Origin of the sequence: Acidovorax soli, assembly GCF_014207955.1 — a bacterium.
GTDB lineage: Bacteria > Pseudomonadota > Gammaproteobacteria > Burkholderiales > Burkholderiaceae_C > Acidovorax > Acidovorax soli_A.
Genome location: NZ_JACHLK010000004.1, coordinates 339,382 through 362,903, shown reverse-complemented (window position 1 = coordinate 362,903; position 23,522 = coordinate 339,382). Strand labels below are relative to the sequence as shown.

At 70.1% G+C, this 23,522-nt stretch carries 24 protein-coding genes and 1 tRNA gene; 9 read left to right on the top strand and 16 right to left on the bottom strand.

All coding sequences use genetic code 11. The features are described from left to right. Window positions 1–69: 69 nt before the first annotated feature. The 5 genes from HNP48_RS13330 to HNP48_RS13310 are packed head-to-tail and all read right to left on the bottom strand — an operon-like array spanning window position 70 to window position 3,955. Complete coding sequence (locus tag HNP48_RS13330) at window positions 70–351, bottom strand: hypothetical protein (protein WP_221480191.1); 282 nt, start codon at window positions 349–351, stop codon at window positions 70–72. Between the two features lie 56 nt (window positions 352–407). Further along, a complete protein-coding gene (locus HNP48_RS13325; protein ID WP_184857575.1) occupies window positions 408–1,298 on the bottom strand; it encodes a LysR family transcriptional regulator in 891 nt (296 codons plus the stop codon). Window positions 1,299–1,308: 10 nt separating this feature from the next. Next, window positions 1,309–1,671, bottom strand: coding sequence for a cupin domain-containing protein (locus tag HNP48_RS13320; protein WP_184857572.1), 363 nt, complete (start codon window positions 1,669–1,671; stop codon window positions 1,309–1,311). Window positions 1,672–1,703: 32 nt separating this feature from the next. Then, window positions 1,704–2,951 carry an amidase gene (locus HNP48_RS13315; RefSeq protein ID WP_184857570.1) on the bottom strand — a complete coding sequence of 416 codons (1,248 nt, stop codon included), beginning with the start codon at window positions 2,949–2,951 and terminating at the stop codon, window positions 1,704–1,706. 29 nt (window positions 2,952–2,980) lie between these two features. Next, on the bottom strand, window positions 2,981–3,955 hold the full coding sequence (locus tag HNP48_RS13310) for a tripartite tricarboxylate transporter substrate binding protein (RefSeq protein WP_184857568.1): 975 nt from the start codon (window positions 3,953–3,955) through the stop codon (window positions 2,981–2,983). 387 nt (window positions 3,956–4,342) lie between these two features. Between HNP48_RS13310 and HNP48_RS13305 the strand changes: the two genes are divergently transcribed. From HNP48_RS13305 to HNP48_RS13295, 3 genes are all read left to right on the top strand, one after another. Continuing rightward, window positions 4,343–6,199: an autotransporter assembly complex family protein gene (locus tag HNP48_RS13305; protein WP_184857566.1), complete on the top strand. Its 1,857-nt coding sequence runs from the start codon at window positions 4,343–4,345 to the stop codon at window positions 6,197–6,199. 54 nt (window positions 6,200–6,253) lie between these two features. Then, window positions 6,254–10,648 carry a translocation/assembly module TamB domain-containing protein gene (locus HNP48_RS13300; protein WP_184857564.1) on the top strand — a complete coding sequence of 1,465 codons (4,395 nt, stop codon included), beginning with the start codon at window positions 6,254–6,256 and terminating at the stop codon, window positions 10,646–10,648. A gap of 76 nt (window positions 10,649–10,724) precedes the next feature. After that, window positions 10,725–10,799 (top strand) — tRNA-Arg (locus tag HNP48_RS13295). 142 nt (window positions 10,800–10,941) lie between these two features. Here the strand turns inward: HNP48_RS13295 and HNP48_RS13290 are convergent. The 4 genes from HNP48_RS13290 to HNP48_RS13275 form a co-directional block, all read right to left on the bottom strand. Beyond that, complete coding sequence (locus HNP48_RS13290) at window positions 10,942–11,322, bottom strand: transcriptional repressor (RefSeq protein WP_184857563.1); 381 nt, start codon at window positions 11,320–11,322, stop codon at window positions 10,942–10,944. 68 nt (window positions 11,323–11,390) lie between these two features. Beyond that, entirely contained in the window at window positions 11,391–12,311 is a 921-nt protein-coding gene (locus HNP48_RS13285; RefSeq protein ID WP_184857561.1) for a LysR substrate-binding domain-containing protein, read from the bottom strand. 82 nt (window positions 12,312–12,393) lie between these two features. Then, window positions 12,394–12,762 (bottom strand): DUF1428 domain-containing protein, encoded by a 369-nt coding sequence (locus tag HNP48_RS13280; protein WP_184857559.1) that lies wholly within the window; start codon window positions 12,760–12,762, stop codon window positions 12,394–12,396. Between the two features lie 136 nt (window positions 12,763–12,898). Continuing rightward, the gene (locus HNP48_RS13275; RefSeq protein WP_184857557.1) at window positions 12,899–13,891 is read right to left on the bottom strand and encodes a LysR family transcriptional regulator; all 993 of its coding nucleotides are present in this window, start codon (window positions 13,889–13,891) and stop codon (window positions 12,899–12,901) included. A 98-nt stretch (window positions 13,892–13,989) separates the two neighbouring features. On the opposite strand from HNP48_RS13275, the gene HNP48_RS13270 reads away from it, so the two are divergent. Both HNP48_RS13270 and HNP48_RS13265 read left to right on the top strand, forming a co-directional pair. Continuing rightward, on the top strand, window positions 13,990–15,075 hold the full coding sequence (locus HNP48_RS13270) for an adenosine deaminase (protein WP_184857555.1): 1,086 nt from the start codon (window positions 13,990–13,992) through the stop codon (window positions 15,073–15,075). Window positions 15,076–15,131: 56 nt separating this feature from the next. Beyond that, window positions 15,132–16,127, top strand: coding sequence for a tripartite tricarboxylate transporter substrate binding protein (locus tag HNP48_RS13265; protein WP_184857553.1), 996 nt, complete (start codon window positions 15,132–15,134; stop codon window positions 16,125–16,127). Window positions 16,128–16,157: 30 nt separating this feature from the next. On the opposite strand, the gene HNP48_RS13260 is transcribed toward HNP48_RS13265, so the two are convergent. Continuing rightward, entirely contained in the window at window positions 16,158–16,673 is a 516-nt protein-coding gene (locus HNP48_RS13260) for an SRPBCC family protein (protein WP_184857551.1), read from the bottom strand. Continuing rightward, window positions 16,651–17,016 (bottom strand): helix-turn-helix transcriptional regulator, encoded by a 366-nt coding sequence (locus tag HNP48_RS13255; RefSeq protein ID WP_184857549.1) that lies wholly within the window; start codon window positions 17,014–17,016, stop codon window positions 16,651–16,653. The genes HNP48_RS13260 and HNP48_RS13255 overlap by 23 nt, the downstream gene beginning before the upstream one ends. Window positions 17,017–17,257: 241 nt before the next feature. Here HNP48_RS13255 and HNP48_RS13250 point away from each other — a divergent pair, with 241 nt between their 5' ends. Beyond that, complete coding sequence (locus HNP48_RS13250; protein ID WP_184857547.1) at window positions 17,258–18,220, top strand: quinone oxidoreductase; 963 nt, start codon at window positions 17,258–17,260, stop codon at window positions 18,218–18,220. A gap of 68 nt (window positions 18,221–18,288) precedes the next feature. Here the strand turns inward: HNP48_RS13250 and HNP48_RS13245 are convergent, their stop codons facing one another. Together HNP48_RS13245 and HNP48_RS13240 are read right to left on the bottom strand one after the other, a co-directional pair. After that, window positions 18,289–18,876, bottom strand: a complete 588-nt coding sequence (locus tag HNP48_RS13245; RefSeq protein WP_184857545.1) for a hypothetical protein — start codon at window positions 18,874–18,876, stop codon at window positions 18,289–18,291. Between the two features lie 39 nt (window positions 18,877–18,915). Next, the gene (locus tag HNP48_RS13240; RefSeq protein ID WP_184857543.1) at window positions 18,916–19,248 is read right to left on the bottom strand and encodes a pilus assembly protein PilP; all 333 of its coding nucleotides are present in this window, start codon (window positions 19,246–19,248) and stop codon (window positions 18,916–18,918) included. A 325-nt stretch (window positions 19,249–19,573) separates the two neighbouring features. Between HNP48_RS13240 and HNP48_RS13235 the strand changes: the two genes are divergently transcribed. Continuing rightward, window positions 19,574–19,831 carry a hypothetical protein gene (locus HNP48_RS13235; protein ID WP_184857541.1) on the top strand — a complete coding sequence of 86 codons (258 nt, stop codon included), beginning with the start codon at window positions 19,574–19,576 and terminating at the stop codon, window positions 19,829–19,831. Between the two features lie 46 nt (window positions 19,832–19,877). On the opposite strand, the gene HNP48_RS13230 is transcribed toward HNP48_RS13235, so the two are convergent. Continuing rightward, entirely contained in the window at window positions 19,878–20,768 is an 891-nt protein-coding gene (locus tag HNP48_RS13230) for a DMT family transporter (protein WP_184857539.1), read from the bottom strand. A 92-nt stretch (window positions 20,769–20,860) separates the two neighbouring features. Between HNP48_RS13230 and HNP48_RS13225 the strand changes: the two genes are divergently transcribed. Further along, window positions 20,861–21,349 carry an Lrp/AsnC family transcriptional regulator gene (locus tag HNP48_RS13225; RefSeq protein ID WP_184857537.1) on the top strand — a complete coding sequence of 163 codons (489 nt, stop codon included), beginning with the start codon at window positions 20,861–20,863 and terminating at the stop codon, window positions 21,347–21,349. 9 nt (window positions 21,350–21,358) lie between these two features. On the opposite strand, the gene HNP48_RS13220 is transcribed toward HNP48_RS13225, so the two are convergent. Together HNP48_RS13220 and HNP48_RS13215 are read right to left on the bottom strand one after the other, a co-directional pair. After that, window positions 21,359–21,736, bottom strand: a complete 378-nt coding sequence (locus HNP48_RS13220) for a DUF4440 domain-containing protein (RefSeq protein WP_184857535.1) — start codon at window positions 21,734–21,736, stop codon at window positions 21,359–21,361. A 180-nt stretch (window positions 21,737–21,916) separates the two neighbouring features. Further along, window positions 21,917–22,366: a DUF4262 domain-containing protein gene (locus HNP48_RS13215; protein WP_184857533.1), complete on the bottom strand. Its 450-nt coding sequence runs from the start codon at window positions 22,364–22,366 to the stop codon at window positions 21,917–21,919. Window positions 22,367–22,730: 364 nt separating this feature from the next. Here HNP48_RS13215 and HNP48_RS13210 point away from each other — a divergent pair, with 364 nt between their 5' ends. Further along, entirely contained in the window at window positions 22,731–23,378 is a 648-nt protein-coding gene (locus HNP48_RS13210) for a hypothetical protein (protein ID WP_221480190.1), read from the top strand. Window positions 23,379–23,522 lie beyond the last annotated feature (144 nt).

The window sequence follows — 23,522 nt, the reverse complement described above, 5'->3', positions numbered from 1 at the left end:
AAACGGCAGAGTCCCCACCGTTTGGACCACTGAGCCGTTCCATGGCGCAGTGGGACCTTGTGCCTGCTGTTACAACTTTGTGGGCGTTGCCCCGTACTGGTCAAGTTTTTTCGGACACAGTGATAGGTTGGAGGAAACGGTGGAATCCTCCAGGCGGTCGAAGACGCCCAGCCCGCCCAGTACCAGCACGGTGTCGAAATGGGGCTGCGTGGTGCCGATGGTCAGGATCTCGTACACGCACTCGCCCTGGCTGAGCACCTGGACTTCGGCAAAGGCATCGCTCGGGCCCGACAGGTCGAGCAGCTGAAAGCGCGGAAACAGCAGTACGGCGACGGTGATCTTGCGCATCATCGGTGGCAATGGTGGTGGGGGCGTGTGCAGCCGGGCCCGGCCTCATACGCAGGCACTCAGCCCTCACCCTCACACAGCATGGCCACCAGGTTGGCCAGCTGCGTGTTCGATGCCAGCGCGCCTTTTCGCACGCACACGCGGTGGTGGCGCTGGGCCCAAGCTTCGGCCAGGGGCACGGTGGCGATGCGGCCCAGCAGCGCCTGGGGGATCACGGTGCGCGCCACCACGGCCACGCCCGCGCCCGCGGCGACGAGCTGGGTGATGGCGTCGAAGCCGGCGACCTGCACCTTCACGTCGAGCCGGCCGCCGAGTTCGTTGGCCTTGTTGACGAGGTAGGTGTGCAGGGCCGAGCCGCTTTGCAGGCAGATCCAGGTCTCGCCCAGGCAGTCGGCGTAGCGCACCGAGGGCGCACCCGCCAGGCGGTGCGCCAGCGGTGTGATGAGCACGAACTGGTCTTCCTGGTAGGGAATGAAATCCAACTCGGGGTGGCCGATGTCGATGGCCACCACGCCCGCGTCGGCCCGGCCCAGGGCCACGGCGGCCACGATCTCGTGGCCCATGCGCTCTTCCAGCGTGATGCGCACCGTGGGGTGCGCGGCGAAGTAGCGCGCCAGGTCTTGCGGCAAGAAGGAGTTGATGGCGTTGTTGTTGGCGAACAGCGTGAGGTGCGTGGTCAGGCCCTGGGTGTAGGGCAGCAGGTCTGAATGCATCTGCTCCAGCCCCGCCATGCAGCGGCGCACGTGGTCGAGCATGACGGTGCCGGGCGTGGTGAGCGTGACGCCGCGCGCGCCGCGGATGAACAGGGTGAGCCCCATGCGCTCTTCCAGGTCCTTGATGCGCAGGCTGGCCGAGGGGGCCGACAGGTGGCAGCGGGCGGCCCCGCGCGACAGGTTGCCCTCTTCGGCAATGGCCAGGAACAGGCGCAGGTCGGTGAGGCTGTAGTGCATGGGGGCGAGGTTAACCGCCCGGGGCGGGCGGTGCCACGGCGATGAAGTCGGGCTTGCCCACGCCCTGGATCAGCAGGTAGTGGGCGCCGCCGGCGTTGCCCTCCTCCGCCTCTCCCGCGGTGAAGCGGTGCACCCGGCCGCTGGCCACCTGCAGGCTTTGGCCGGCGCGCAGGGGCACCACCTCGTCGGGCGCGGCGAGCCCTATGTCCAGCCGGCCGTGCAGCACGTAGAACAGGTCGGTGGTGGCGGTGTGCGAGTGCCAGGGGCTTTGCTGGCCGGGGCTGACCTTGTACTCGGTGATGCAGTAGTCGGGCGTTTCGGCCACGCGGTGGCGGTAGTCGGTGGTGTACTTCACGGCGGTGGTCGTGGGCATGGGGGTGGGCTCTTTCATGTTCGCCACCATCGTCATGCCGCCAGCGCCGGCGCGTGCTGCGTGGCCAGCAGGGCTTCGAGCTGGCGCGCGGCGGCCACCACGCTCTTGTCGTGGCCCCGGGGGCCCAGCACCGACAGGCCCACGGGCGCACCGTCGAGCGTGATCCAGGGCAGCGTGACCTGGGGCAGCCGAGCCAGCGCGGCGGGCGCCAGCAGCAGGTGGCAGCGCTCGCGCGTAGCGGTGAAGACCTCGTCGCTTGCAGTGAGCAGCGGCGCGATGCCAGGCGCCGTGGGCAGCACCAGCAGGCCGTGCTGGGCGAACAGGTGGGCCAGCGTGCTGCGGGCGTGCTCGCGCACGGCCTCGGCGGCCAGCACCTGGTCGGGCTGCAGTTTGGCGATGTGGCCAAAGCGCTCGCGGATGGCGGGCGCCAGCGAGTGGCCATGCACCTGCACCCAGGCGCCGTGCTGGGCCCATACATCGGCGCCCTGCAGCGTGCGGTTGGCCACGGCCCAGTCGTGCAGCGCCAGGCTGCCGGCCGCGCGCCAGGGGACGGGGGCACGGCCTTCTTGCAGCCGTACCACGAGCTGGCGGTAGGCCGCCTGCACGCGCGGGTCGCAGGCGTCGAGCGCGTCGTGCGCGGCCCACCAGCCAAAGTCGCGCGCCTGCGGTGCGTGCGGCGCCACCACGTCGAGCACGCGCTGCATCACCGCGCCGCTGCGGGTGAACCAGCCCACCGTGTCATACCCCGGCGCCAGCGGAAAGCCCGACACCCCGCCCACCAGCCCGTGCGAAGGGCGAATGCCCCACACCCCGCAGTAGCTGCCCGGCAGGCGGGCCGAGCCGCCGCAGTCCGTGGCCAGGCCGATGTCGCAGTGGCCCGCCGCCACCGCCACCGCGGCGCCTGAGGATGAGCCCCCCGGTATGCGCGTGGGTGCCATGGGGTTCACGGGCGTGCCGTAGTGGATGTTGTTGCCCGCCAGGCTGTAGGCCAGCTCGTCCGTCACCGTCTTGCCCACCCAGGCCGCACCGGCGCCCAGCAGCGCCGTGACCGCGCTGGCGCTGGTGGTGGCAACGGGCTGCCCATCGCGCCACAGCGGGTTGCCGGCGCCGGTGCGCAGGCCCTGCACGGTGAACACGTCCTTGACGGACAGGGTGAGCCCCGCGAGCTGGGCCGATGCGATGGCCGGGGTGAAGGGCAAGGCGCCAAAGCCATCGCGCACGAAGGCGCCAGAGAGGCCGGGTTGCAGCAGGTCGTTGGGATCGTTGTGGTTGTCGTTCATGGAAATGCGTTGGGAGAAAGAGAGATGCATCAGTCGATGCGGATGCCGGCACTGCGCACGATGTCGCCGTTGCCCTTGACCTCGGCGGCCAGCAGCTTCTGAAAATCCTGCTGCGACGAGCCCACGGGCGTGAGGCCCAGCAGGGTGAGCTTTTCCTTCACGGCAGGGGCCGCCAGCGCGGCCACGAAGTCGGCGCTGATGCGCGCGGCAAGGCGTGGCTCCAGCCCGGCCGGGGCCAGCATGCCGAACCAGGCGCCCGACTCGAAGCCCGCGTAGCCCGAGGCGATGAAGGTGGGCACCTCGGGCAGCTGCGGCACGCGCGCGGCGCTGCCCACGCCCAGCGCCAGCACCTTGCCGCCGCGCACAAAGGGCAGCACATCGGGCAGGGGCGCCATCAGCAGCTGGGTCTGCCCGCCGATCAGCGCGGTGAGGCCCGGGGCCGAGCCCTGGAAGGGCACGTGCAGGATCTTCATGCCCGACAGGGCCTTGAATTTCTCCAGCGCCAGGTGCGCGGCCGTGCCGTTGCCGATGGAGCCGGCGGACAGGTCCTTTCGGCCCGCCTTGGCGGCGTCCTGCAGGTCCTTCATCGACTTGAAGCCTTCGGCGGGGCTGGTGACCAGCACATTGGGCGTGAAGGTGAGTTGCGTGAGCGGCGTGAAATCCTTGAGGGTGTCGTAGGGCATCACATCGCGCAGGCTGGGCGCCACCGAGAAGGCGTTGGCGACAATGCCCAGGGTGTACCCGTCCGGCGCGGCCTTGGCCACGGCCGTGGCGCCGATCACGCTGCCCGCGCCGGGGCGGTTCTCGATCACCACCGGCACGCCCCACTGGCCCTGCAGCACGGGCGCCATCACGCGCATCAGCACGTCGGTGGAGCCCCCGGCCGGGTAGGGCACGACGATCTTGACGGGCCGGCTGGGAAAGTCCGCCGCCAGGGCGGCCTGCGGGGCGATGAGCACCAGGGCAGCGGCCGCAGCCAGGATGAGGCGTCGGGCAAGAGTCATAAGGCATCTCCTAAAGAGACGCCAGTGTCGGCAGCTCCGCCCATTGGGACAAGTGAGATCTCACAAGGGCAGCGTTTGTTAGAGACAAACACTTGAAGGCGGGCCTACGGCCCTCTGAGCGCGCTGTCACACCCCGATACGCTGCGGGAATCTGTCTTACAAGGATTCGCGGTTTTTGCGGCGATAGTGGGGCCTCGCAGGCCGGCCCTGGGCCGCCCACGGCGCTGCTGCTGTTGCTGCCGCCGTGGCCGCCTGCGCCATGCCGTACCATGACCGCCACCCCAACCCAAGCCTGCCGCCGTGCCCCGTAGTCGCCCCCTCTTGCCGCCCCCTGCCGCCCCTTCCGCAACGCCGGCCCGATGGTCGGCGTTGCTGCTTTGCAGTGCCATGGGCGCGTTGCTGCTGCTGCCGGGCTGCAGCCTGCTGCCCGGGCGCGGGGGCGAAGAGGCGCCGCGCGATGCGGCGTCGAGCCCCCTTGCGGCGGACAGCGATGGCAGCCCCTCGTTCGACGTGCAGGTGCGCGCGCCCGACGCGGTGCGCGAGACGCTGGAAAAGCACCTGGAGCTGCAGCGCTTTCGCCAGCTGCCCGACCTGCAGGCCAGCGAGCTGCAGCGCCTGTTGGGCGCGGCCGATGCCAATGCGCGCGAGCTGCTGGGCACGCTGGGCTATTTTTCGCCCACCATCACGGTGGAGCTGACCGAGACGCCCAACGCCAAACTGGCGCCGCGCACCGTGGTGGTGACGGTGGACCCCGGGCCGCAAACGCACATCGCCAAGGCCGACATCACGTTTGCCGAGGCCGCCGGCGCTAACAACACCACGCAGGACGGCGAGGGCCGCGCGCGCCAGCTGCGCCGCGTGCAGAACGGCTGGGGCCTGCCGCCGGGCAAGGCCTTCACCCAGTCGGCCTGGGACGGGGCCAAGAACGATGGCCTGCGCCAGCTGCAGGTGCGCCGCTACCCCACGGCCAGCATCACCAACAGCCGCGCCGAGGTGGATGCCGACACGCACGAGGCGAGCCTGAGCGTGGCCTATGACACGGGCCCGCTGTACCGCTTTGGCGCGCTGCGCGTGCAGGGCAATGAGCGCTACGACCCCGACGGCGCGCGCCGCCTGGCGCGCCTGCCCACGGGCGCCATCTACGACGAAGCGGAGCTGCTCGATGCGCAGCTGCGCCTGGCCAGCAGCGGCTACTACGACGCGGTTTTTTTGACGCTGGACACCGAAGGCACCGACCCGCTGGCCGCGCCCGTGGTGGCCCAGGTGCGCGAGGCGCAGTTGCAGAAGGTGGTGTTTGGCGCCGGCCTGTCGACCGACAGCGGGCCGCGGCTGACGCTGGACCACATCCACAACCAGATGCCGGGCCTGGGCTGGCGCGCGGTGAGCAAGCTCTCGCTGGACCGCAAGAACAAGCTGCTCTCCACCGAGTGGACCGACCTGCCCGGCGAAAACGGCTGGCGCTGGTTCACCGGCGGCCAGGTGCAGCGCGAGGACACGGGCGACTACGAGACCAACAGCGCCCGCTGGCGCGGCGGCCGCAGCAAGAGCACCAAGAACATCGACCGCAACTACTTCGTGCAGTACGACTATGCCAAGAGCCAGGGGCTGAACGCGCCGCCCTCGGGCACGGCGGTGAGCGTGAACTACGGCTGGACGGGCCGCTACTTCAACAACAACACGGCCCCCACGCGCGGCCACGGCATTGCGGCCGAGCTGGGCGTGGGCACCACGCTCACGCCCGAGCGCGACCCCTTTGTGCGCACGCTGCTGCGCTGGCAGAGCTTCATACCCGCGGGCCGCGTGCAGGCCGACGACGGCAGCTCGCGCGCGGCGCGCCTGGCCGTGCGTGCCGAGGGCGGCGCGGTGCTGGCGCGCGAGGGCGCGCAGCTGCCGGTGACGCAGCTGTTTCTGACCGGTGGCGACACCACGGTGCGCGGCTATGGCTACCGCAAGATCGGTGCGCGCACCGACAACGGCCAGCTCTACGGCGGCCGCTACCTGGCCGTGGGCAGCCTGGAGTGGCAGCGCCCCATCGTCTACAAGGGCGCCATGACGGACTGGGAGAGCACCCTGTTCGTGGATGCCGGCGCCGTGGCCGACAAGCTGGGCGACCTGGACCCGCGCGTGGGCGTGGGCGCCGGCGTGCGCTGGCGCAGCCCCGTGGGCCCGCTGCAGGCCGACCTGGCCTACGGCGTCAAGGCCAAGGAGCTGCGGCTGCACCTGCGGCTGGGCTTTACGTTCTGACGCCATTCGCACGGCCGGCCCTTCGCACCCCCTGATTTCCTGACTTGTTGATTGATGCCTTCTCGCCATCCGCCCGCCCCCACCGCCAAGCGTTCGCCCGACTTCAGCGCCGGGTCTTCGGCCCCGCCGCCGCCCCGCCCGCGCCGGCGCAGCGGGCTGCGGCTGCTGGTCTGGCTGCTGCTGGGCCTGCTGGCCCTGGTGCTGGCCGCGGCCGGCGCGCTGTGGTGGTGGGCGGGCAGCAGCACCTCGCTGGCCCTGGCGCTGGCACGCGCGGCGCAGTATTTGCCGGCGGAGCAGAAGCTGGAGAGCCGCGACGTGAGCGGCTCGCTGCGCACGGGCGGCCGCATTGGCTGGCTGCGCTGGAGCAGCCCGGCCCTGGTGGTGGAGGTGGATGGCGCGCGCATCGGCTGGCAACTGGCCCCGCTGCTCAACCGCAAGGTGGAGCTGGGCGAGGTGCATGCCAGCCGCGTGCGCATCACCCCCCAGGCCACGGCGCCCGCCAGCACCGAGCCGATGAAGCCGCTGGAACAACTGCTGCTGCCCGTGCAGATCAACGTGCCCTTCCAGGTGGACAGCCTGGAGTGGGCGGGCTCGCCCGAGCAGCAGATCAGCCTGGCAGGCGAACCGGCCGTGCAAGCCCAGCGGCTGGCCGGCGACTACCGCTACGACGGCACCGCGCACCACCTGAAGATAGCCAACGTGGAGCTGGCCCAGGGCCAGTACAGCGCCCAGGTGCAGCTGCAGGCCCAGGCCCCCATGGCCATCGACGCCACGCTGGACGGCACGGTGGCCACCACGCCACCCGGCGGCGGCCACCCGCTGCGCGTGGCCGCGCATGCCACCGTGCAAGGCACGCTGGCCACGGCGGCCGCGCAGCTGCAGGCGGCGGCGCAGTTGAAGCCGGTGGTGGTGGCCGTGGCGGCAGAGCCTGCGGCATCGGCCCCCGCCAGCGGGCAGCGCAAGAACACGCCCGCCGCCCCTACCGAGCCCATGCAGGCCGATGTGCAGGCCACCATCCTCCCCTGGGTGCCCCAGCCGCTCAAGCAGGCCAACGCCACGCTCAAGGCGCTGGACCTGGCCACCCTGTGGCCGCAGGCGCCGCGCACCCTGCTGCACGGCACGGTGAAGGTGGACCCGGTGGATGCATCCACCACCGCTGCCACGGTACCACCCGCCTCCCTCTCTGCCATCGCCGGCTGGAACATCGCCGCCGACCTGCGCAACGACCTGCCCGGCCCCTGGGACACCCGCCACCTGCCCCTGGCCGCGCTGCAGGCCCGCGCGGGCTTTGACGGCACGCGCTGGGATGTGCCCGAAGCCACGGCCACCATCGGCACCGGCAAGGCCGCGGGCAGCGTGGCGCTCAAGGGCCAGTTCACCCCCGCCACCGGCGCGGCCGAGGGCCAGGCCGAGCTGCGCAACCTGCGGCCCGATGCGCTGCACACGGCCCTGGCCGCAGCCCCGTTGGGCGGGCGCATCACCGCCCAGGGCCAAGCCGACCAGGCCGTGCGCTTTACCGCCGATATCCGCGCCACCGGTGCTGCACCGGCCCAGCCCGCAGCAACAGCCCCCGGCAAGAAGGGCGCACAGCCCCTGCTGCGCATCAACACCTTCACCACCCAGGGCCAGTACCTGGCGCAGGCAGGCGGCGGCACGGTGCAGCTGGACCGTTTGCTGCTCGACGCCCTGCAGGCCAAGGTGGAGGCCACGCAACTGCGCGTGGCCCTGGGCGCGCAATCGGCCCAGGGCCAGCTGCGCGCCACGGTGCCCGGTGCCACCCTCAACGCCAATGGCCAGGTGGCCCCCACCCAGGGCGCGGGCGAGCTGCAGGTGCAGCTCTCGGATGCCGAGCGCGTGCAGGCCTGGCTGGCCAGCCTGCCGGGCCTGGCCGATGTGGCCAAGGGCGTGGCTGCCAAAGGCCAGGCGCAGTTGAACGCCCGCTGGACGGGCGGCTGGCAGACTGCCCAGCGCCAGGTGGAGGCGCTGCTGGCCGGCAAGGCGGTGCCCACCTCTAGCGGCAACAACAATTTCACCCTGCAGGCGCGGCTGAACACGCCGCAGCTCGACGTGGCCCTGCCCCCGGGCCAGGGCGGCACAGGCCCGATGTCCAACGTGCAACTGCGCGGCGTGAATGCTGAGCTCTCGGGCTCACTCGCCCAGGCCACGCTGGCGCTGGATGGCGAGGCCCGCACCGGCACGCAGCGCGCCACGCTGCGCACGCGTTTGTCGGGCGGCACCAGCGCCGCCAACGAATGGCAGGCCCAGGTGAGCGAGCTGCGCCTGCAGGCGCAAGACACCCAGCTGCCCGGCCCCTGGGCCGTGCAACTGGCCGAGCCCGTGAACGTGAAGCTGCGCCTGGGCGCTTCTGCCCCGGCACCGGCCACCGCGGCATCCAGCCCAGCCACTACCGGCGCTGCCGCCCTGTCGGTGCAGGCCTCGGCGGGCCAGGCGCGCATCACTGGGCCGGTGGTGGGCACCGTCACGCTGCGCTGGCAGCCCGTGAGCTATGCAGGCGGTGGCGGCGGCCCGCTGCGCCTGCAGACCCAGGGCAGCCTGCAGGGCCTGCCCATGGCCTGGGTGGATGCCTTTGCCGGCGGTGCCGCCGACCCGGCCACCGGCAAGCCCGCCCAGCAGCCCCTGCTGGCCCGCCTGGGCCTGGCCGGCAACATCGTCTTCGATGGGCAGTGGAATGTGGACACCACCAGCGGCCCGCTGCGCGCCAGCGCCAGCGTGCGCCGCGCCTCGGGCGACTTGCGCATTCTGGCGGTGGACTCGGCCCCCATCACCACCGTGCAGAGCAGCGGCCAGGGCGCGGGCGCGGGCAGCCCCAAGGCGACGGTGACCGAAGAGCCCGGCAGCAGCAGCAATGCCGGCGTGCGCCAGGCCGAGCTGAGCGTGGAGGCCGAGGGCGATGCCCTGCGCGCCAAGCTGGTGTGGGCCAGCGCCCGCGCGGGCGAGGTGGACGCCACGGCCAGCACCCGCCTCACCCTGGGCAGCACGCTGGGCGCCACCACGCTGGCGCCCGACGCACCACTGGCCGGCACCCTGCGCGCGCGTTTGCCCGATGTGGGCGTGTGGTCGGCCCTGGCGCCGCCCGGCTGGCGCGTGCGCGGCACGCTCGATGCCAATGCCACCCTGTCGGGCACGCGCGCCGCGCCGCGCTGGGCCGGCACGCTGGGGGCCGACGAGCTGGCCGTGCGCTCCATCCTCGACGGGGTGGACCTGCAGGGCGGGCGCTTGCGCGCGGCGCTCAATGGCAACCAGCTGGATATCACCGAGTTCCGCCTGCGCGGCGGCACGGGCAGCAAGGCGCGCATCCCCGGCTACAGCGGCAACCGCACCAGCGCCCCGCAAGACGGCGGCACCCTCACCGGCACGGGCCGCGTGAGCTGGGGCGCGGGCAGCGACACCGCGTCAGGCCTGGCCATGAACTTCCAGGCCGAGGCCCAGGCCCTGCAGGTGCTGGGCCGGGCCGACCGGCAGGTCAACGTGTCGGGCAAGCTGCAGGCGCAACTGCAGCAGGGCCAGTTCAGCGTGCGCGGCAACCTCACCACCGACCGCGCCACCATCATCCTGCCCGACGAAACCGCGCCCAGCCTGGGCAGCGATGTGGTGGTGCGCTCGGCCGCCAAGGACCGCGAAGCCCAGGCCAAGGCCCAGGCCATCGCCAAGGCCAACCAGGCGGCCGAGCAGCCCGCGGGCACCAGCACGGCCCCCACCACGGCCAAGCCGCCCGACATCGCCATCACCCTGAACCTGGGGCGCGACTTCGCGCTGCAGGGCCACGGCATCACCACGCGGCTGACCGGCGAGCTCGACGTGCGCAGCAGCCCCGTGCCCGGCGCGCCCCCGCGCGTGATCGGCGAGGTGCGCACCGAGCAGGGCCGCTACCGCGCCTGGGGCCAGGTGCTGGACGTGGAGACGGGGCTCATCCGCTTCAGCGGCCCGTACAACAACCCCTCGCTCGACATCCTGGCGCTGCGCCCCAACATCAGCGTGCGCGCGGGCGTGCAGGTCAGCGGCTCGGCCCTGGCGCCGCGCGTGCGCCTGTATTCGGACCCCGACCTGCCCGACGCCGAAAAGCTCAGTTGGGTGGTGCTGGGCCGCGACGCCGCCGCCGGCGGAGCCGAAGCCGCCGTGCTCCAACAGGCCGCCCTGGCCCTGCTCGGCCGCAAGGGCGGCGCCGGCCCCACCGCCAACATGGCCAGCCGCCTGGGCCTGGACGAAATCGGCTTCAAGGGCCCCGGCGCGGGGGAGGACGCCACGGGCGCAGCGCTCACCTTCGGCAAGCGCCTGTCCACCGACCTGTACGTGACGTATGAGCGCAGCCTGTCGGGCACGCTGGGCACGCTGTACATCTTTTATGACCTGTCGCGCCGGCTCACCCTGCGCGGGCAGACGGGGGCGCAGAGTGCAGTGGACATCATCTACACCGTGAAATACGACTGAGGAAAGGGCGCATGGAGCAAAAAAGCGGGCATCACCGGGACCACCCTGCACTGCCCCTACAATGCGCGCCTGCGTCCTCCTCGTAGTTCAATGGATAGAACGAGTGCCTCCTAAGCGCTAGATACAGGTTCGATTCCTGTCGAGGGGACCACCCTACTCGTTACGAATCAACGACTTACGAGTTTCAAACTGCTGTTGGGGACATGCCGGGGACAAAGCCCGCCCCAGCCTTCCTGCCGCTGCACGGCGAACAGGCAGCCCCAGGTGGAAGCCAGCCCGAGCACCTGGCCTTGCTAGAGCACCTGCTTGAAGCCCTGCTTGCCCTCGAAGATCTTCTCCAGCGCCAGCACAAGCTGCTGCAATTCTTCGTCGGAGGCCTCCAGGTGGATGACGTACTGCCCGGTTCCGTCAAGTTGGTCGGCCACCCCTGCATCCAGGCGCGCCGTGAGGACGCTCCCGTCCAGAGAAAGATCCAGATCGTTCACCTGGGTGAGCACCTGATCACTCACCATCAGCTCCATCTCGTCCCGTTCAGGATAGCGGGTCAGCGAGAAACAGTAACGCTGGGCTGGATCCTGGCAATACACGAAGGCCATCTCGTAGCACGCGTCGTAAGCGGACGCCGAGCATTGGGCGTGGAGAACCCTGGTCGTCAGGTTCGGCTGAGTGCGCATGGGTGCAGTGCGTCCGGGTGGTGGCGTTCAAAGTCGATCTCGGGGCAGCAGCGCGGGGCCGCAGGCGCCTAGCGCGCCGCCTCCTCCAGCAGCCATGCGGTGACCTCGTCCAGAGGCACATCGCCGCCACGCGCCCGCTGCGGCCACACGAGGTGGTAGTCGATGCCCGTGCGCAGCGCCACCTGCGGCAGCACCCGCACCAACCGGCCGGCGGCGATGTCGGGGGCGACGAAGAACGGGCTGGCCAGCGCCAGCCCCTGGCCGGCGATGGCCGCGTCAATGGCCAGGCCGATCTGGTTGAAGCGCGTGCCGCCCGGCGGCGGCACCGGCAAGCCCGCCTGCGCAAAGAACGCGGGCCAGGAGCCATGGGCGTCGTGGATCAGCGGCAGCCTGGCCAGCCGCTTGGGCGTCAGCGCGCCCGCAGCGCCCACCAGCGCCGGGCTGCCCACGGCGATCAAGGTGTTCTCCAGCAGCCGCTCGACATGCAGCCCCGGCCCGAACGGCGGCTGGCCATAGCGGATCGACAGATCGACCCCCTCGGCATGGAAGCGTGACACGCGCTCGGAGGCCAGCACGCGCAGCTCGACTCCCGGGTGGCGCTCGGCAAAGCGCGGCAGGCGGGGCAGCAGCCACTTGGCGGCCAGGGTCGGCGCGACGCTGATGGTGACCTGCCGTTCGCCCGGGCGCAGCTGGCGTGTGGCGTCGGCAATCTCCTCCAGCGCACGGCGCACGCGCAGCGCATAGGCGCTGCCAGCCTCGGTAGGTGCCAGGCCGCGCGCACGGCGCTCGAACAGGCGCACCCCGAGCTCGGCTTCCAGCGCGCGCACCTGCTGCGCCACGGCGCCCTGCGTCACGTCCAGCTCCTCGGCTGCAAGCCGAAAGTTCAGGTGCCGCGCCGCGGCCTCGAAGGCGTGCAGCGCCTTCAGGGAGGGCAGGCCCTGCAGGGGCGGGGCGGCGGGGCTGCTGTGGGGATTGGCGTGGGCGGTCATGGGATTCGGATCTCGGCGCGGCGGGCAGGCAGGCACGGCGGGATGCGCAACGGTCCCGCCGACAGACTATCCCATACCCTGCTCACGCCCTCACTTCAACCACCGGCTCAAAACCGCCGAAGATCATGCGCTTGCCATCGAAGGGCATGGGCGGGTTGGCGGGGTTGGACGGGTCCATGCGCGGGTCTTCCATCATTTTCTTCATGCCTGCGTCGCGCGTGGCCTTGTCGGGCCATTCGACCCAGGAGAACACCACCGTCTCCTCGGCCGTGGCCTGCACCGCGCGGCGGAAGTCGGTGAGCTTGCCGTCGGGGACGTCGTCGCCCCAGCCCTCGATCACGCGGATGGCGCCCAGCTCGATGAAGATCGGGTCGAGCTGGCGCGCGTGCGCGGCGAATTTTTCCTTGTTGGCGGTGGGGACGGCGATCACGAAACCATCGATGTAGGACATGTCTTGACTCCTGTTGGGTTGACGACCATTCGGCGTGCCCTCCATGGGCACCCCGTAAGCACTCGACGAACGAGAACCCGCCAGATCGACATGGAGCGCCCGAAAGACGCACTTTTTTACGTTCCGCAGGCCGTGATCACTGCGCGCGCCTCGCCCGGCGCGCCGGCTTGTTGGGCGCAGGGGCTGCAGCCAGGCGCGCCTGCAAGAACGCCCGCAGCGCCTGCACCACCTGGCTGCGCATGGGGCCGGGCTGGTAGACCAGCACCACGCGCCGCTCGATGTGCGGGGTGACCAGGGGCAGCACCACCAGGTCCGGGTCGCGCAGCGTGGCGGTGTACAGCTGCGGCATCAGGCCCAAGGCCATGCCGCCGCGCACCAGGGCGTAGAGTGTCTCGGCATAGCTCACGCGGTAGGGCTCGGCATGCTGGGCAAACTGCGCGCGGGCCGACTCGCCCAGCGCCGGCATGCTGCCGCTCTCGAACAGTGCCAGCCGCTCGTGCCCGATGTCTTGCCAGGCCACGGGCGCCTCGGCCTGGGCCAGCGCGTGGTCGCGGCGCAGCACCAGCACCAGCGGGTCGCGGAACAGGTCGGTGCACACCAGGCTGCCCGGGGGCTCGGTGATGGCGGCAATCGCCAGGTCGAGCTGCCCGCTGCGCACCTCGGCCAGCAGCGTGGTGGAGGGGGCATCGCGCCAGGCCAGGTCCATGCGGCTGCGCTGCTGCGCCGGCGCAGCCGCATCTTGCGGCTGTTCCCCTTCTTCTGCGAGAAACTCCCCCACCGCCGCCACCACGCGCGCGCTGGCCGAAGGGATGACACCGATGCGCACCAGCGCGCGCCCGCGCTGCACGGTGTTGTCGATGTCCTTCAAGGCGCTGTCCACCGTGTGCACCACGAAGTCGGTGCGCGCCAGCACCTCGGCGCCCAGCGGCGTGAGTTCGAGCTGGTGCGTGGAGCGGGTGAGCAGCGCAGCCCCCACCAGCCGCTCCATCTGCTTGATGGCGTTGCTCAGCGCCGGCTGGGTGATGGACAGCCGGCGCGCCGCCCGGCCGAAATGCCCTTCTTCGACAAGCACGGAGAAAAAGCGCAGTTGCCGCAAGGTGAGCGCGTGGAGTGCGGTGGTGGTGCCCATGGCTTGGCTTTCATTGCATCGGCGGTTATAGATCCAATGAATGAATATATAGAAATTTGAAATTTTCCTTATCTGCGGGGTGTACCTAGACTTTCGGCATGAGCCCGCATTCCGCCCCCGCTGACGCCGACGCCGGCGCGCCCCTCGAAGCCTTTCTGCGTGCCATCCCCAAGGTAGAGCTGCACTGCCACCTGTTCGGCACGGTGCGCCAGGCGACCTTTGCCGCGCTCAACCGCCGCGCCGGCGCACCGCTGGCCGAGGAGGAGGTCGAAAGCTTCTACACGCGCGGCGAAAAGCCCGTGGGCGTGCTGCGCGTGCTGCGCGCGCTCGACGCGCAGCTGGTGCGCAGCGCCGACGACCTGTACCAGCTGACGATTGAATACCTGGAAGACGCCGCGGCCCACACGGTGCGCCATGCCGAGTTCTCCTGGAACCCGACCGGCACGGTGCACGCCTCGGGCATTGCCTACCCGCTGGCGCAGGGCGCCATCGTGCGCGCCATTCGCGACGCGGAGCAGCAGTGGGGCATCACCGGCCGGCTGATTGCGGCGGTGGACCGCGAGGCATCGCCCGAGGCTGCGGTGGAGATGGTGCAGTGGGTGGCGGCGCAGCGCTGCGACGAGGTGGTCGGCATCGGCATCGACTACCGCGAGAACGACCGCCCGCCCGAGCTGTTTCTGCAGGCCTACCGCGACGCGCAGCGCGCGGGCCTGAAAACCACCGCGCACGCCGGCGAGTTCGGCATGCCCTGGACCAACGTGCGCACCGCGCTCGATGTGCTGCAGGTGGACCGCATCGACCACGGCTACACGGTGGTCGACCACCCGGCCTTCGCGCGCGAGTGCGCCGAGCGCGGCGTGGTCTTTACCGTGGTGCCTACCAACTCCTACTACCTGCGCACGCTGGCGCCCGAGCGCTGGGCGCTGGACCACCCCATCCGCCACATGCCGGCCCTGGGCCTGCGCATCCACCCCAACACCGACGACCCCACGCTGCACCAGGTCACGCCCACCGGGGCCTGGCTCAAGATGGTGCGCGACTTCGGCTTTGGCCTCGACGACCTGCGCGGCTTCATGCACAACGGCCTGGACGGCGCCTGGATCGACGACACCCAGCGCCGCCGCTGGGCGGGCGAATGGAGCGCACAGTTCGATGCGCTGCGCGCCACGCACGGCCTGGCCTGACGCCCCCTTCGCACACCACCCCCTCCGCACAGCCCCCACCGAGAGACCTTGACACCATGCGATACCTTGCTGCCCCGCTGCTCGCCGCCACCCTCCCCCTGCTGGCCCTGGGCCCGGCGCATGCGCAGGCACCGGCGCCTGCGGCCTGGCCATCGGCCAAGCCCATCACGCTGATCGTGCCCTACTCCGCCGGCGGCAGCGTGGACTTCGTGGCGCGCATGGTGGCCACGCGGCTGTCGGAGCGGCTCAAGCAATCGGTGGTGATCGAGAACGTGAGCGGTGCCGGCGGCGCCATCGGCGTGGCCAAGGCCGCCGCCGCAGCGCCCGACGGCTACACCCTCGTGGCCGCGCCCGACAGCACGATTGCGATCGGCAAGCTGGTCAACCCCGCCGCGTACAAGTTCGATCCGCTCAAGGACCTGGCGCCCGTGGGCCTGGTGAACACTGCCCCCATGGTGCTGGTGGCGCGGCCCGGCCTGGGCGTGGCCAGCTATGCCGACTTCGTCAAGCTCGCCAAGGCCTCGCCTGGCAAGACCAGCTACGCCACCTCGGGCGTGGGCACGGTGCTGCACCTGTCCATGGAGCTGCTCAAGCAGCGCAGCGGCATCTACGTCACCCACATCCCCTACCGCGGCGCAGCGCAGATCGCCACCGACGTGATCGGCGAGCAGGTCGACACCGCCATGCTCATCAGCGCCGGCGCGGTGCCCGGCTACGTGCAAAGCGGCAAGCTCAAGGCCCTGGGCGTGACCGGCACCAAGCGCCTCGAAGCGCTGCCCAACGTGCCCACCTTCGACGAAATGCCCGGCCTCAAGGGCTACGCCCCGGTGGCCTGGACCGGCCTGTTCGCCCCCGCGCAAACCCCCGCCCCCATCGTCGCGCGCCTGAACCAGGAACTCAACGCCGTGCTGAGCACCCCTGAAGTGCGCACGAAGCTGCAGGAGCAAGGCGCCCTGCCGGGCAGCGGCTCGGCCCAGGACCTCGCCCGCTTCGTGCAGGCCGAATACGCCCGCAATCTGAAGGTGGTGCAGAGCGTCAATATCAAGGAGTAGGGGCGGCCTGCCCCGCCGGGCCTGCTGGGCTCAACCCATGGGGCCCACCAGCGCGTCGAGCTGGTCGAAGGTCTCGTCGTTCCAGCCCGTGCTGCCGGCGGCGATCTCGGCGTCGAGCGCTTCCTTGCTGGGGTAGAGGTCGTGCACGGTGAGCAGCGTGTGCCCCGCGGGCTGTTCCTCGAAGGTGACGGTGGTGACCTGGCCGCTGCCGCCGGCTTCGTCATTGGTCCAGACCAGGCGCGCGGGCGGCACCACTTCCAGGTAGCGGCCATGGAAGGCCATGCCCTGAGGCGCGTCGGGGTGGCTGAACACCAGGCGGTAGCTGCCGCCCACGCGCACGTCGAGCTCGCACGACAGCAGCGCCAGGCCAAAGGATTGGGGCACCCACCAGCGCTGGAACAGCGCGGCATCGGTCCAGGCCTTGAACACGGTGCGCGGCGGGGCCTTGATGGTGCGCGTGACGACCAATTCACGCTCGGATTGGCGCTCCACCGACAGGCGATGCTGCGGGGCGGCGGGCTGGCTAGATGTGTTTCCTGCGTCCATCGGTTTTCTCCTGGTGTTGCAATTCCTCGACCACCTGGTCCAGCGCGTCGAAGCGGGCCTCCCAGAGCTGGCGGTGCTGCGCGATCCACAGCGCTTGTACCTCCAGCGGGCGCGGGCCCAACTGGCACTGGCGCACACGCCCGAGCTTCTGCGTGGTGACCAGCCCCGCCTGCTCCAGCACGCCGACGTGCTTTTTCATGCCCGTGAGGGTCATGCCGAACTTGGCCGCCAGGTCGGAGATGGACGCATCGGCGCGCCCGAGCTGCTGCAGCACGCCACGCCGGGTGGAATCGGCCAGCGCAGCAAAGGCGGCATCGAGGTGGGCGTCCGAATACTGAACCATTAAGTTCAGTTTATATCCACTGCCTCACTGGCGCAAGCCCCACCAAGCCAGCAGTTTTTCTACCGACTGAATGCAGCCCCAGCCCCTCGCCGCGCCAGTCTGCCGGTGCTAACCTGACTGCTTTCATAAGCCGCGGTCCGCGATGCAGCGGCACCGCACAGTGGGTTGGAACCCTCTTCCCATCGCAGGAGAAAAAATACTTTCTCTTGCCATCTGCCATCCGTCACAGAAAGGCCCCTCGATGCACGCACTCGTCTTCCACCAGTTCGGCGATGCCGATGTCCTGCGCCATGAAGTGGTGCCCGACCCGGTTCCAGCGCCCGGGCAGGCGCTGGTGCGCATGCGCGCCGTGGGGCTGAACTTTGCGGACATCTACCGCCGCAAGGGCAACTACCACCTGGCCGGATCGCCGCCGTGGATCCTGGGCTATGAGGGCGCGGGCGAAATCGTCAGCGCCCCCCCGGGCAGCGGCCTGCAGGCGGGCCAGCGGGTGGGCTTTGCCGACAGTCCGTTTGCCAATGCCGGGCTGTGCGCGGTGGATGTGGACCGGCTCATCCCCTTGCCCGACGCCATCTCGTTCGACACGGCCGCGGGCAGCCTGTTGCAGGGCCTGACGGCGCAGTACCTGTGCCGCGACAGCTACGCGGTGCGCCCGGGGGACTGGGCGGTGGTGCATGCGGCCGCGGGCGGCGTGGGGCTGCTGCTCGTGCAGATGCTGCGGCGCCTGGGTGCACGGGTCATTGCCATCGCGTCGACCGAGGCCAAGCGCCAGGCGGTGCGTGGGCTCGGGGTGGACGAGGTGCTCCCTACCGAGCATTGGCTGCAGGCCGTGCAGGCCATCACCGGTGGGCGCGGGGCGGATGTGGTGTACGACTCTGTGGGCACCACGCTGCCCGACAGTCTGGCCGCTGCGCGCACCGGCGGCACCGTGGTCTTCTACGGCATGGCCGCGGGCGACCCCGCGCCGGTGGACCCGCGCCTGCTCATGGACCGCTCACTGGCACTGGTGGGTGGCGACCTGTGGAACGTGCTCACCACCGCGCAGGAGCGCCGCTCGCGCGCGGAGCAGCTGTTTGAATGGATCCAGACGGGCGATGTGCAACTGCGCATTGCACACAGGTTTGCCCTGCGCGACGGCGCGCAGGCCCACCGCGCGCTGGAGGGGCGGCAGACCATTGGCAAGGTGGTGATGCAGGTGGAGTGAGCCATCATGAACGCCTGTTCACCGTTCGTGGCCCGACACACCTGCCTCCACGAAAGGCATGCCCGTAGTCACGGACTGCGCTCGACGCTGGCCTGCAGCCGCCAGCCATCCAGGCTCCGGTCACCCGCATCGCCCGGGTCGGACACCAGATACCCGTGGTCTGCGTCCAGCGCCAACCGCCGGACTTTGCCCGCATGGCTGCGCAGCTCCAGCGAGCCCGCGGCACCTTGGACATAGGTCCCCGGCTCACTCAGGGCGATCGTCCCCAGTTCACCCGGGGCCCGGTTCCACCGCTTCTTCAAGAGGTAGTGCCCGCCGGAGTGGAGCGAGATGCGGACCTGCGCCACGCCCTGCGATCCCGTCAATGCGAGGACGCGCGTGAAACGGCTCGTTCGCCATTCCTCAGCCACCAGCCGGGGTAGCACGTAGAGGAACATCACAGTTCCGATATCGAGCACCCAGGGCAGGGCAAAAGTCCACCCCCGGGCCCCCTGCTGCCAAAGCCACCAGGTCAGCACCAGCGGGCCGACAAAGGGCACCAGCACCGGCGAGGAATGGCCACCGGAGCGCCGCGCCGTCCACCAACTGCCCGCCAGGGTGAGCCAGCTGATCAGCGGGAACAGCAGGCCCAGGATCAGGAGTAGGTGGGAGCTCATTGCAGCATTGTCGCGGCCGGCGGCGCCATCAGCGCCACCTCACCGCTTTTCAAAAGGAATCCAGGCTTCGCGCTGCACCCATTCCCCATCGCCTTCCTTGATCGTCTCAACGATGCGAATCCCCTTGCGCTTCGAAACTTCAACCACCCGGCCAAACTCTTTTCCGAGGTAGTCGCCCTTGCAAACCCGGTGAATGTACCCGCCAGGGTCCCGAATCAAGGCACAGTGCTGCTGCATCGCCCCCTCGAAATAGACCATCTTCACCGCCAGGGACGCCCTGTCAAATGCCTCCAAGGCCCACGGGTCCCGGCTTGCACACGCATGGGTCGAAACCAGGAACAGCAAGGGCCATAGGATGTTGCGGAGTTTCATTTTGCAGGCTCAAGCCTCAGTACAGAGGAATCAGCATACGGCAGTCCGGCGGCAGGAACGGCGCCGGGCGGCCGCTGGCACCGCCACGCAAATTGAGACAGGCTGCGTTCTCAGCGCCCTTCGCGCCCTCCCCGGGACGGCTGGCGCACCATCCGCACAGGAAGGGGGAGCAGGGTATGGATTGGATTGCCGGTGTACTTTTGGGCGTGAGCCAGGTCCTGATGTCCATTGGGCTGCTCCAACGCTTCGTCGGCGAAGGCCCGGCGGTTTACATCGCTTTGGCGCTGTTCCTGCTGTGGTTCCTCTGGGACCGCTACCCCGAGCAATGGGCCAAGAACGGGCCGCGGTCTGGGCCGCATGGGCACTGGCCGTGGCCTCGCCCTTCTTGCTGCTGTGGGCCTTGCTCCGCCTGTGGCACGGCACCTGGGACCTGCGCGCTCCAGCCCGCTGGAAGGCCGCCCGCATACGCCAGGCCCTGGGCTACGAGGTGCAGGAACACGAACTGGGGCCCACGCGCGACGAGTCACTGTTCATCGCCACCTGGGTCAAGGACTTGCTGGGGCGCCGCAAGGCCAAGGGGTAGCGGGCGGCAGTATGGAACGCGGCTGACCGACGGGGCTCCGCCCAGGTCAGGCCGGCTGCAGCTTGCCCTGCTCGCTGCGCCGCGCCGTCATCGCCGTCCCCATCGACGCCGACATGATGAGCGCAATCGCCAGCCACTGGTTGAACGTGAGCACCTCGCCCAATAGGACCAGGGCCAGCAGGGCGGCCACGGCGGGTTCCATGCTGATCATGATGCCGAAGGCCTCCTTGGGCAGGCGCTTCAGGGCCATCATCTCCAGCGAGATGGGGATTGCGCTGGAGATGGCCGCCACCCCCACGCCCACCAGCAGCACATAGGGCGACAGCAGCGCGGTACCGGCATGCACCACGCCCACGGGCACCACCACCACGGCCGCAGCCACCAGGCCCAGCGAGACGGAGTGCCCGGCATGCAGATGCCCCACGCGCTTGCCGAACACGATGTACAGCGCCCAGAAGGTGGCGGCCGCCAGCGCGTAGGCCACGCCCGTGGGGTCCAGCGTGCTGCCGTTCATGCCGCCCAGGGGCAGCAGCATGCCCAGGCCCACCACGGCCAGGGCCACCCACACAAAGTCGATGGCGCGGCGCGAGGACAGCACGGCCATGAGCAGCGGGCCCGAGAACTCGATGGCCACCGCCAGCCCGAAGGGCAGCGTGCGCAGCGACATGTAGAACGTGAGGTTGGTAGCGCCCAGCATGGCGCCGTAGAGCATGGTGGCGCGCAGGTCGGTGCGCGACAGCTGCCAGCGCCAGGGCCGCCACAGCAGCAAGAGCAGCAGCGCCGAAAAGCCCACGCGCACGGCCGTGGTGCCCTGCGCACCCACCAGGGGGAACAGGGTGTGCTTGGCCCACGAGGTGCCAATGCCCAGGGCCGTGACGGCGCCAAGCACGGCGAGGAAGGGAACGAAACGCTGGTAGCGGAGCAGCAAGGAAGACATGGCTGAAAATATAGTTTGACTGCGGCGTGCTTTTGGCTCGAAATTCATGCTGTTCACGCAACTTTCGCTCGCCAACGCAGCCCAAACCACCCATGCCTGCCCTGCCCGCCCTGGATTCGTTCGACCTGGCCATCCTCGACATCCTGCAGCGCGACAACACCACGCCCCAGCGCGCCATCGCGCAGGCCGTGCACCTGTCGGCGCCCGCGGTGCAGCGGCGCATCCAGCGGTTGCAGCAGACCGGCGTGATCCGTGCCAACGTGGCCGTGATCGACCCCGAGAAGGTGGGCCTGCCGCTGACCATCATGGTCGAGGTGCACCTGGAGAACGAGCGCCCGGACCGCACCGCTCCGCTGCGCAGCCGCATTGCGGCCGAGGGCGCCGTGCAGCAGTGCTACAGCGTGACTGGTGAGGCCGACTACCTGCTGGTGGTGAACGTGGCCTCCATGGCCGACTACGAGGCCCTCACGCGCCGCCTGTTCGAGGGTGACGACAACGTGCGGCGGTTTCGCACATCGGTGTCGCTGGGGTGCTTGAAGGCGGGGTTGCAGGTGCCGCTGGGTGGAGGTGGGCCGGCGTAGGCGGCTTGGCTACCACGCCTCGGCCGCGGGTGTGCCCTGATGGTAGATGAGCTGCCACCGGGCCCCGTGGAGCACCCAGACCGAGGAGCGCAGGGTGTGGTTCTCCAGCGTGGCATCTGGCCGGCGAAACGCCGACCGGTAGCTCAGCAGGGCGATGCCCGCCCCCAGCGCTTGCAGCGCGAAGTGCTCCGAGATGACCGGAGGAGGCGTCACTTGCTCGCCCAGAAAGCGCATGACGGTGGCCCGGTCGTACTTTCGGCCCGAGCGGCCCACTTCATGAAAGTCGGGGTGCAGCAGTTGATCGAGGCGCTGGGCATCGCAGCGCACGCCGGGGTGGTGCAGCTCCACCTCGAGCGCCTGGAGGGTGGCAAGCAGTGCGTTCGTCATCGGCGCGGCCCTCCACCTTCTGCTGCCGGACGCATCAGCGGCGCCACGCAGCCCACCATACCTTGCGGGGGCCCGCTGCGCCCGCCGACATTTCGGGGTCCGGCACTTGCTGCAATGTGTCGCACAGACCTTGTTCCTTCGCGCGTTGGGGCTCTTCAAAATGACTGGGGCGCTACCTGACTACGGGGCAGGCGGCGCCCCCGACAGCACGGGCTGCAGGTCCGCGTAGGACTGGTCATGGCCGGGCTCTTCGGGAAACCGCCCCGCCCGATCGGGCCAGACCACCTGGGCAATGGGGAACTCCTGCCCGTGGAAGCGGAGCCCGAAGCCGAAGTAACGGTCCAGGTGCATGCCATGCAGGGGTTTGACCTGCAGCCCGAACTTTCCGCCCACGTCGTGAAGCCGGCTGAACACCTTGAACTCGGCCCCCGCTGCGATCTTCGCGGTGATGGCGTTCAGAAGGTCCGCAGTGAGGTCGGTGGGCAGGCCGAACACAATGAGTTCAGGGTGCTTGAAGCGCGACCACAGCCCCACCGTATAGGCGAAAGGCGGTTCTTCGTCCCCCACGGCGATCACGGAGCAGCCATGGTTGGCGATGTCCTTGCGAACCCTTTTGATGAACTTTTCCATGGTGGTATTCCGGGGTCCATGCTGGCCGATGATTGCTGCAGTCTAGCCGCTCTGTGAGCGCTATCGGCGCCCTGCGTCCGCTGCTGCTTCTGTCACCGCGCCCGTCCATGAAACTCCTGCTGACACTGCCGGCCAGCGGCCAGGTGCGGGCGGGCGCTTCCGGGGCGCAGCGCGACGAGCCCCGGCCCAACCCCGTTGACAGTCCGCCCCCGCAGGCGCAATGTGCCATCAGCACGTGCGGTCTTGTACCCGGCAGCGGGGGGCCCATGCTCCAATGGTCCCGCGCCCGCAACGGCAACTGGCGCAGTGCGCACGGCATGCGGCGCGCAATCGACGACACCATGCGGAGGGCAGGACGATGACGATGACCGAACACACCACCACCATGTCCCTGCGCGGCGGCGCCTTTGTCGGCGGCATCATCGCGCCCTGGCCGCTGGCCCGCGCCGAGGTATCGCCTGAAATGCTCTGCGTCGGCTTTCTCGGGCAGTACCGCTTTGCGCCTGCCGATGTGCTGACGGTCGAGGCCGTGGGCGACCTGCCCCTGCTGACAACGGGTGTGCGCATACACCACCACCGCGCGGACTACCCGGAGATGTTTGTCCTGTACTGCAGCCCGCGTGCCCGAGGCGCGCTGCTGCAGGCGCTGCGCGACGCCGGCTTCACCACCGGCCGCCCGGCCGTGCCCACGCCCGCGCGCGGCTTTCCCGTGCGCACCAAGGCCCTGGTCGCGGCCCTGCTGGCCTGGAATGTCATGTTCGTGATGGGCAAGCTGCCTGCAGGCATCGACGGCAACCCTGTGCACAGCCCGACGGAGCAGGCCTTCTACGCGCTGATGGCGCCCGTGCTGGTGCTGTTGGTCGCCTCGCTTGCGCCCCGCTCCCGGCGCATCCAGCGCTTTCTGTTGCGCGCGGGGCGGCAGTTGGGCGAGATCCGTGGTGCACTGCGGCTGCTGCAGGCCGTTGCGGCCATTGCGCTGGCGGTGGAAGCCACGCAGTTGCTGGCGCAGTAGGCGTTCAGAACACCCGCAGGGCTGCGGTATCGCCACCGCGTACCAGGGCCGGCCGGCGCGCGGCCCTGTGAGATCCAACGCCCAGCTTGGAGCTGAGGGCCATGTACCGCATACTGCGGCCGGGGCTTGGCCGAGGGCAACGCC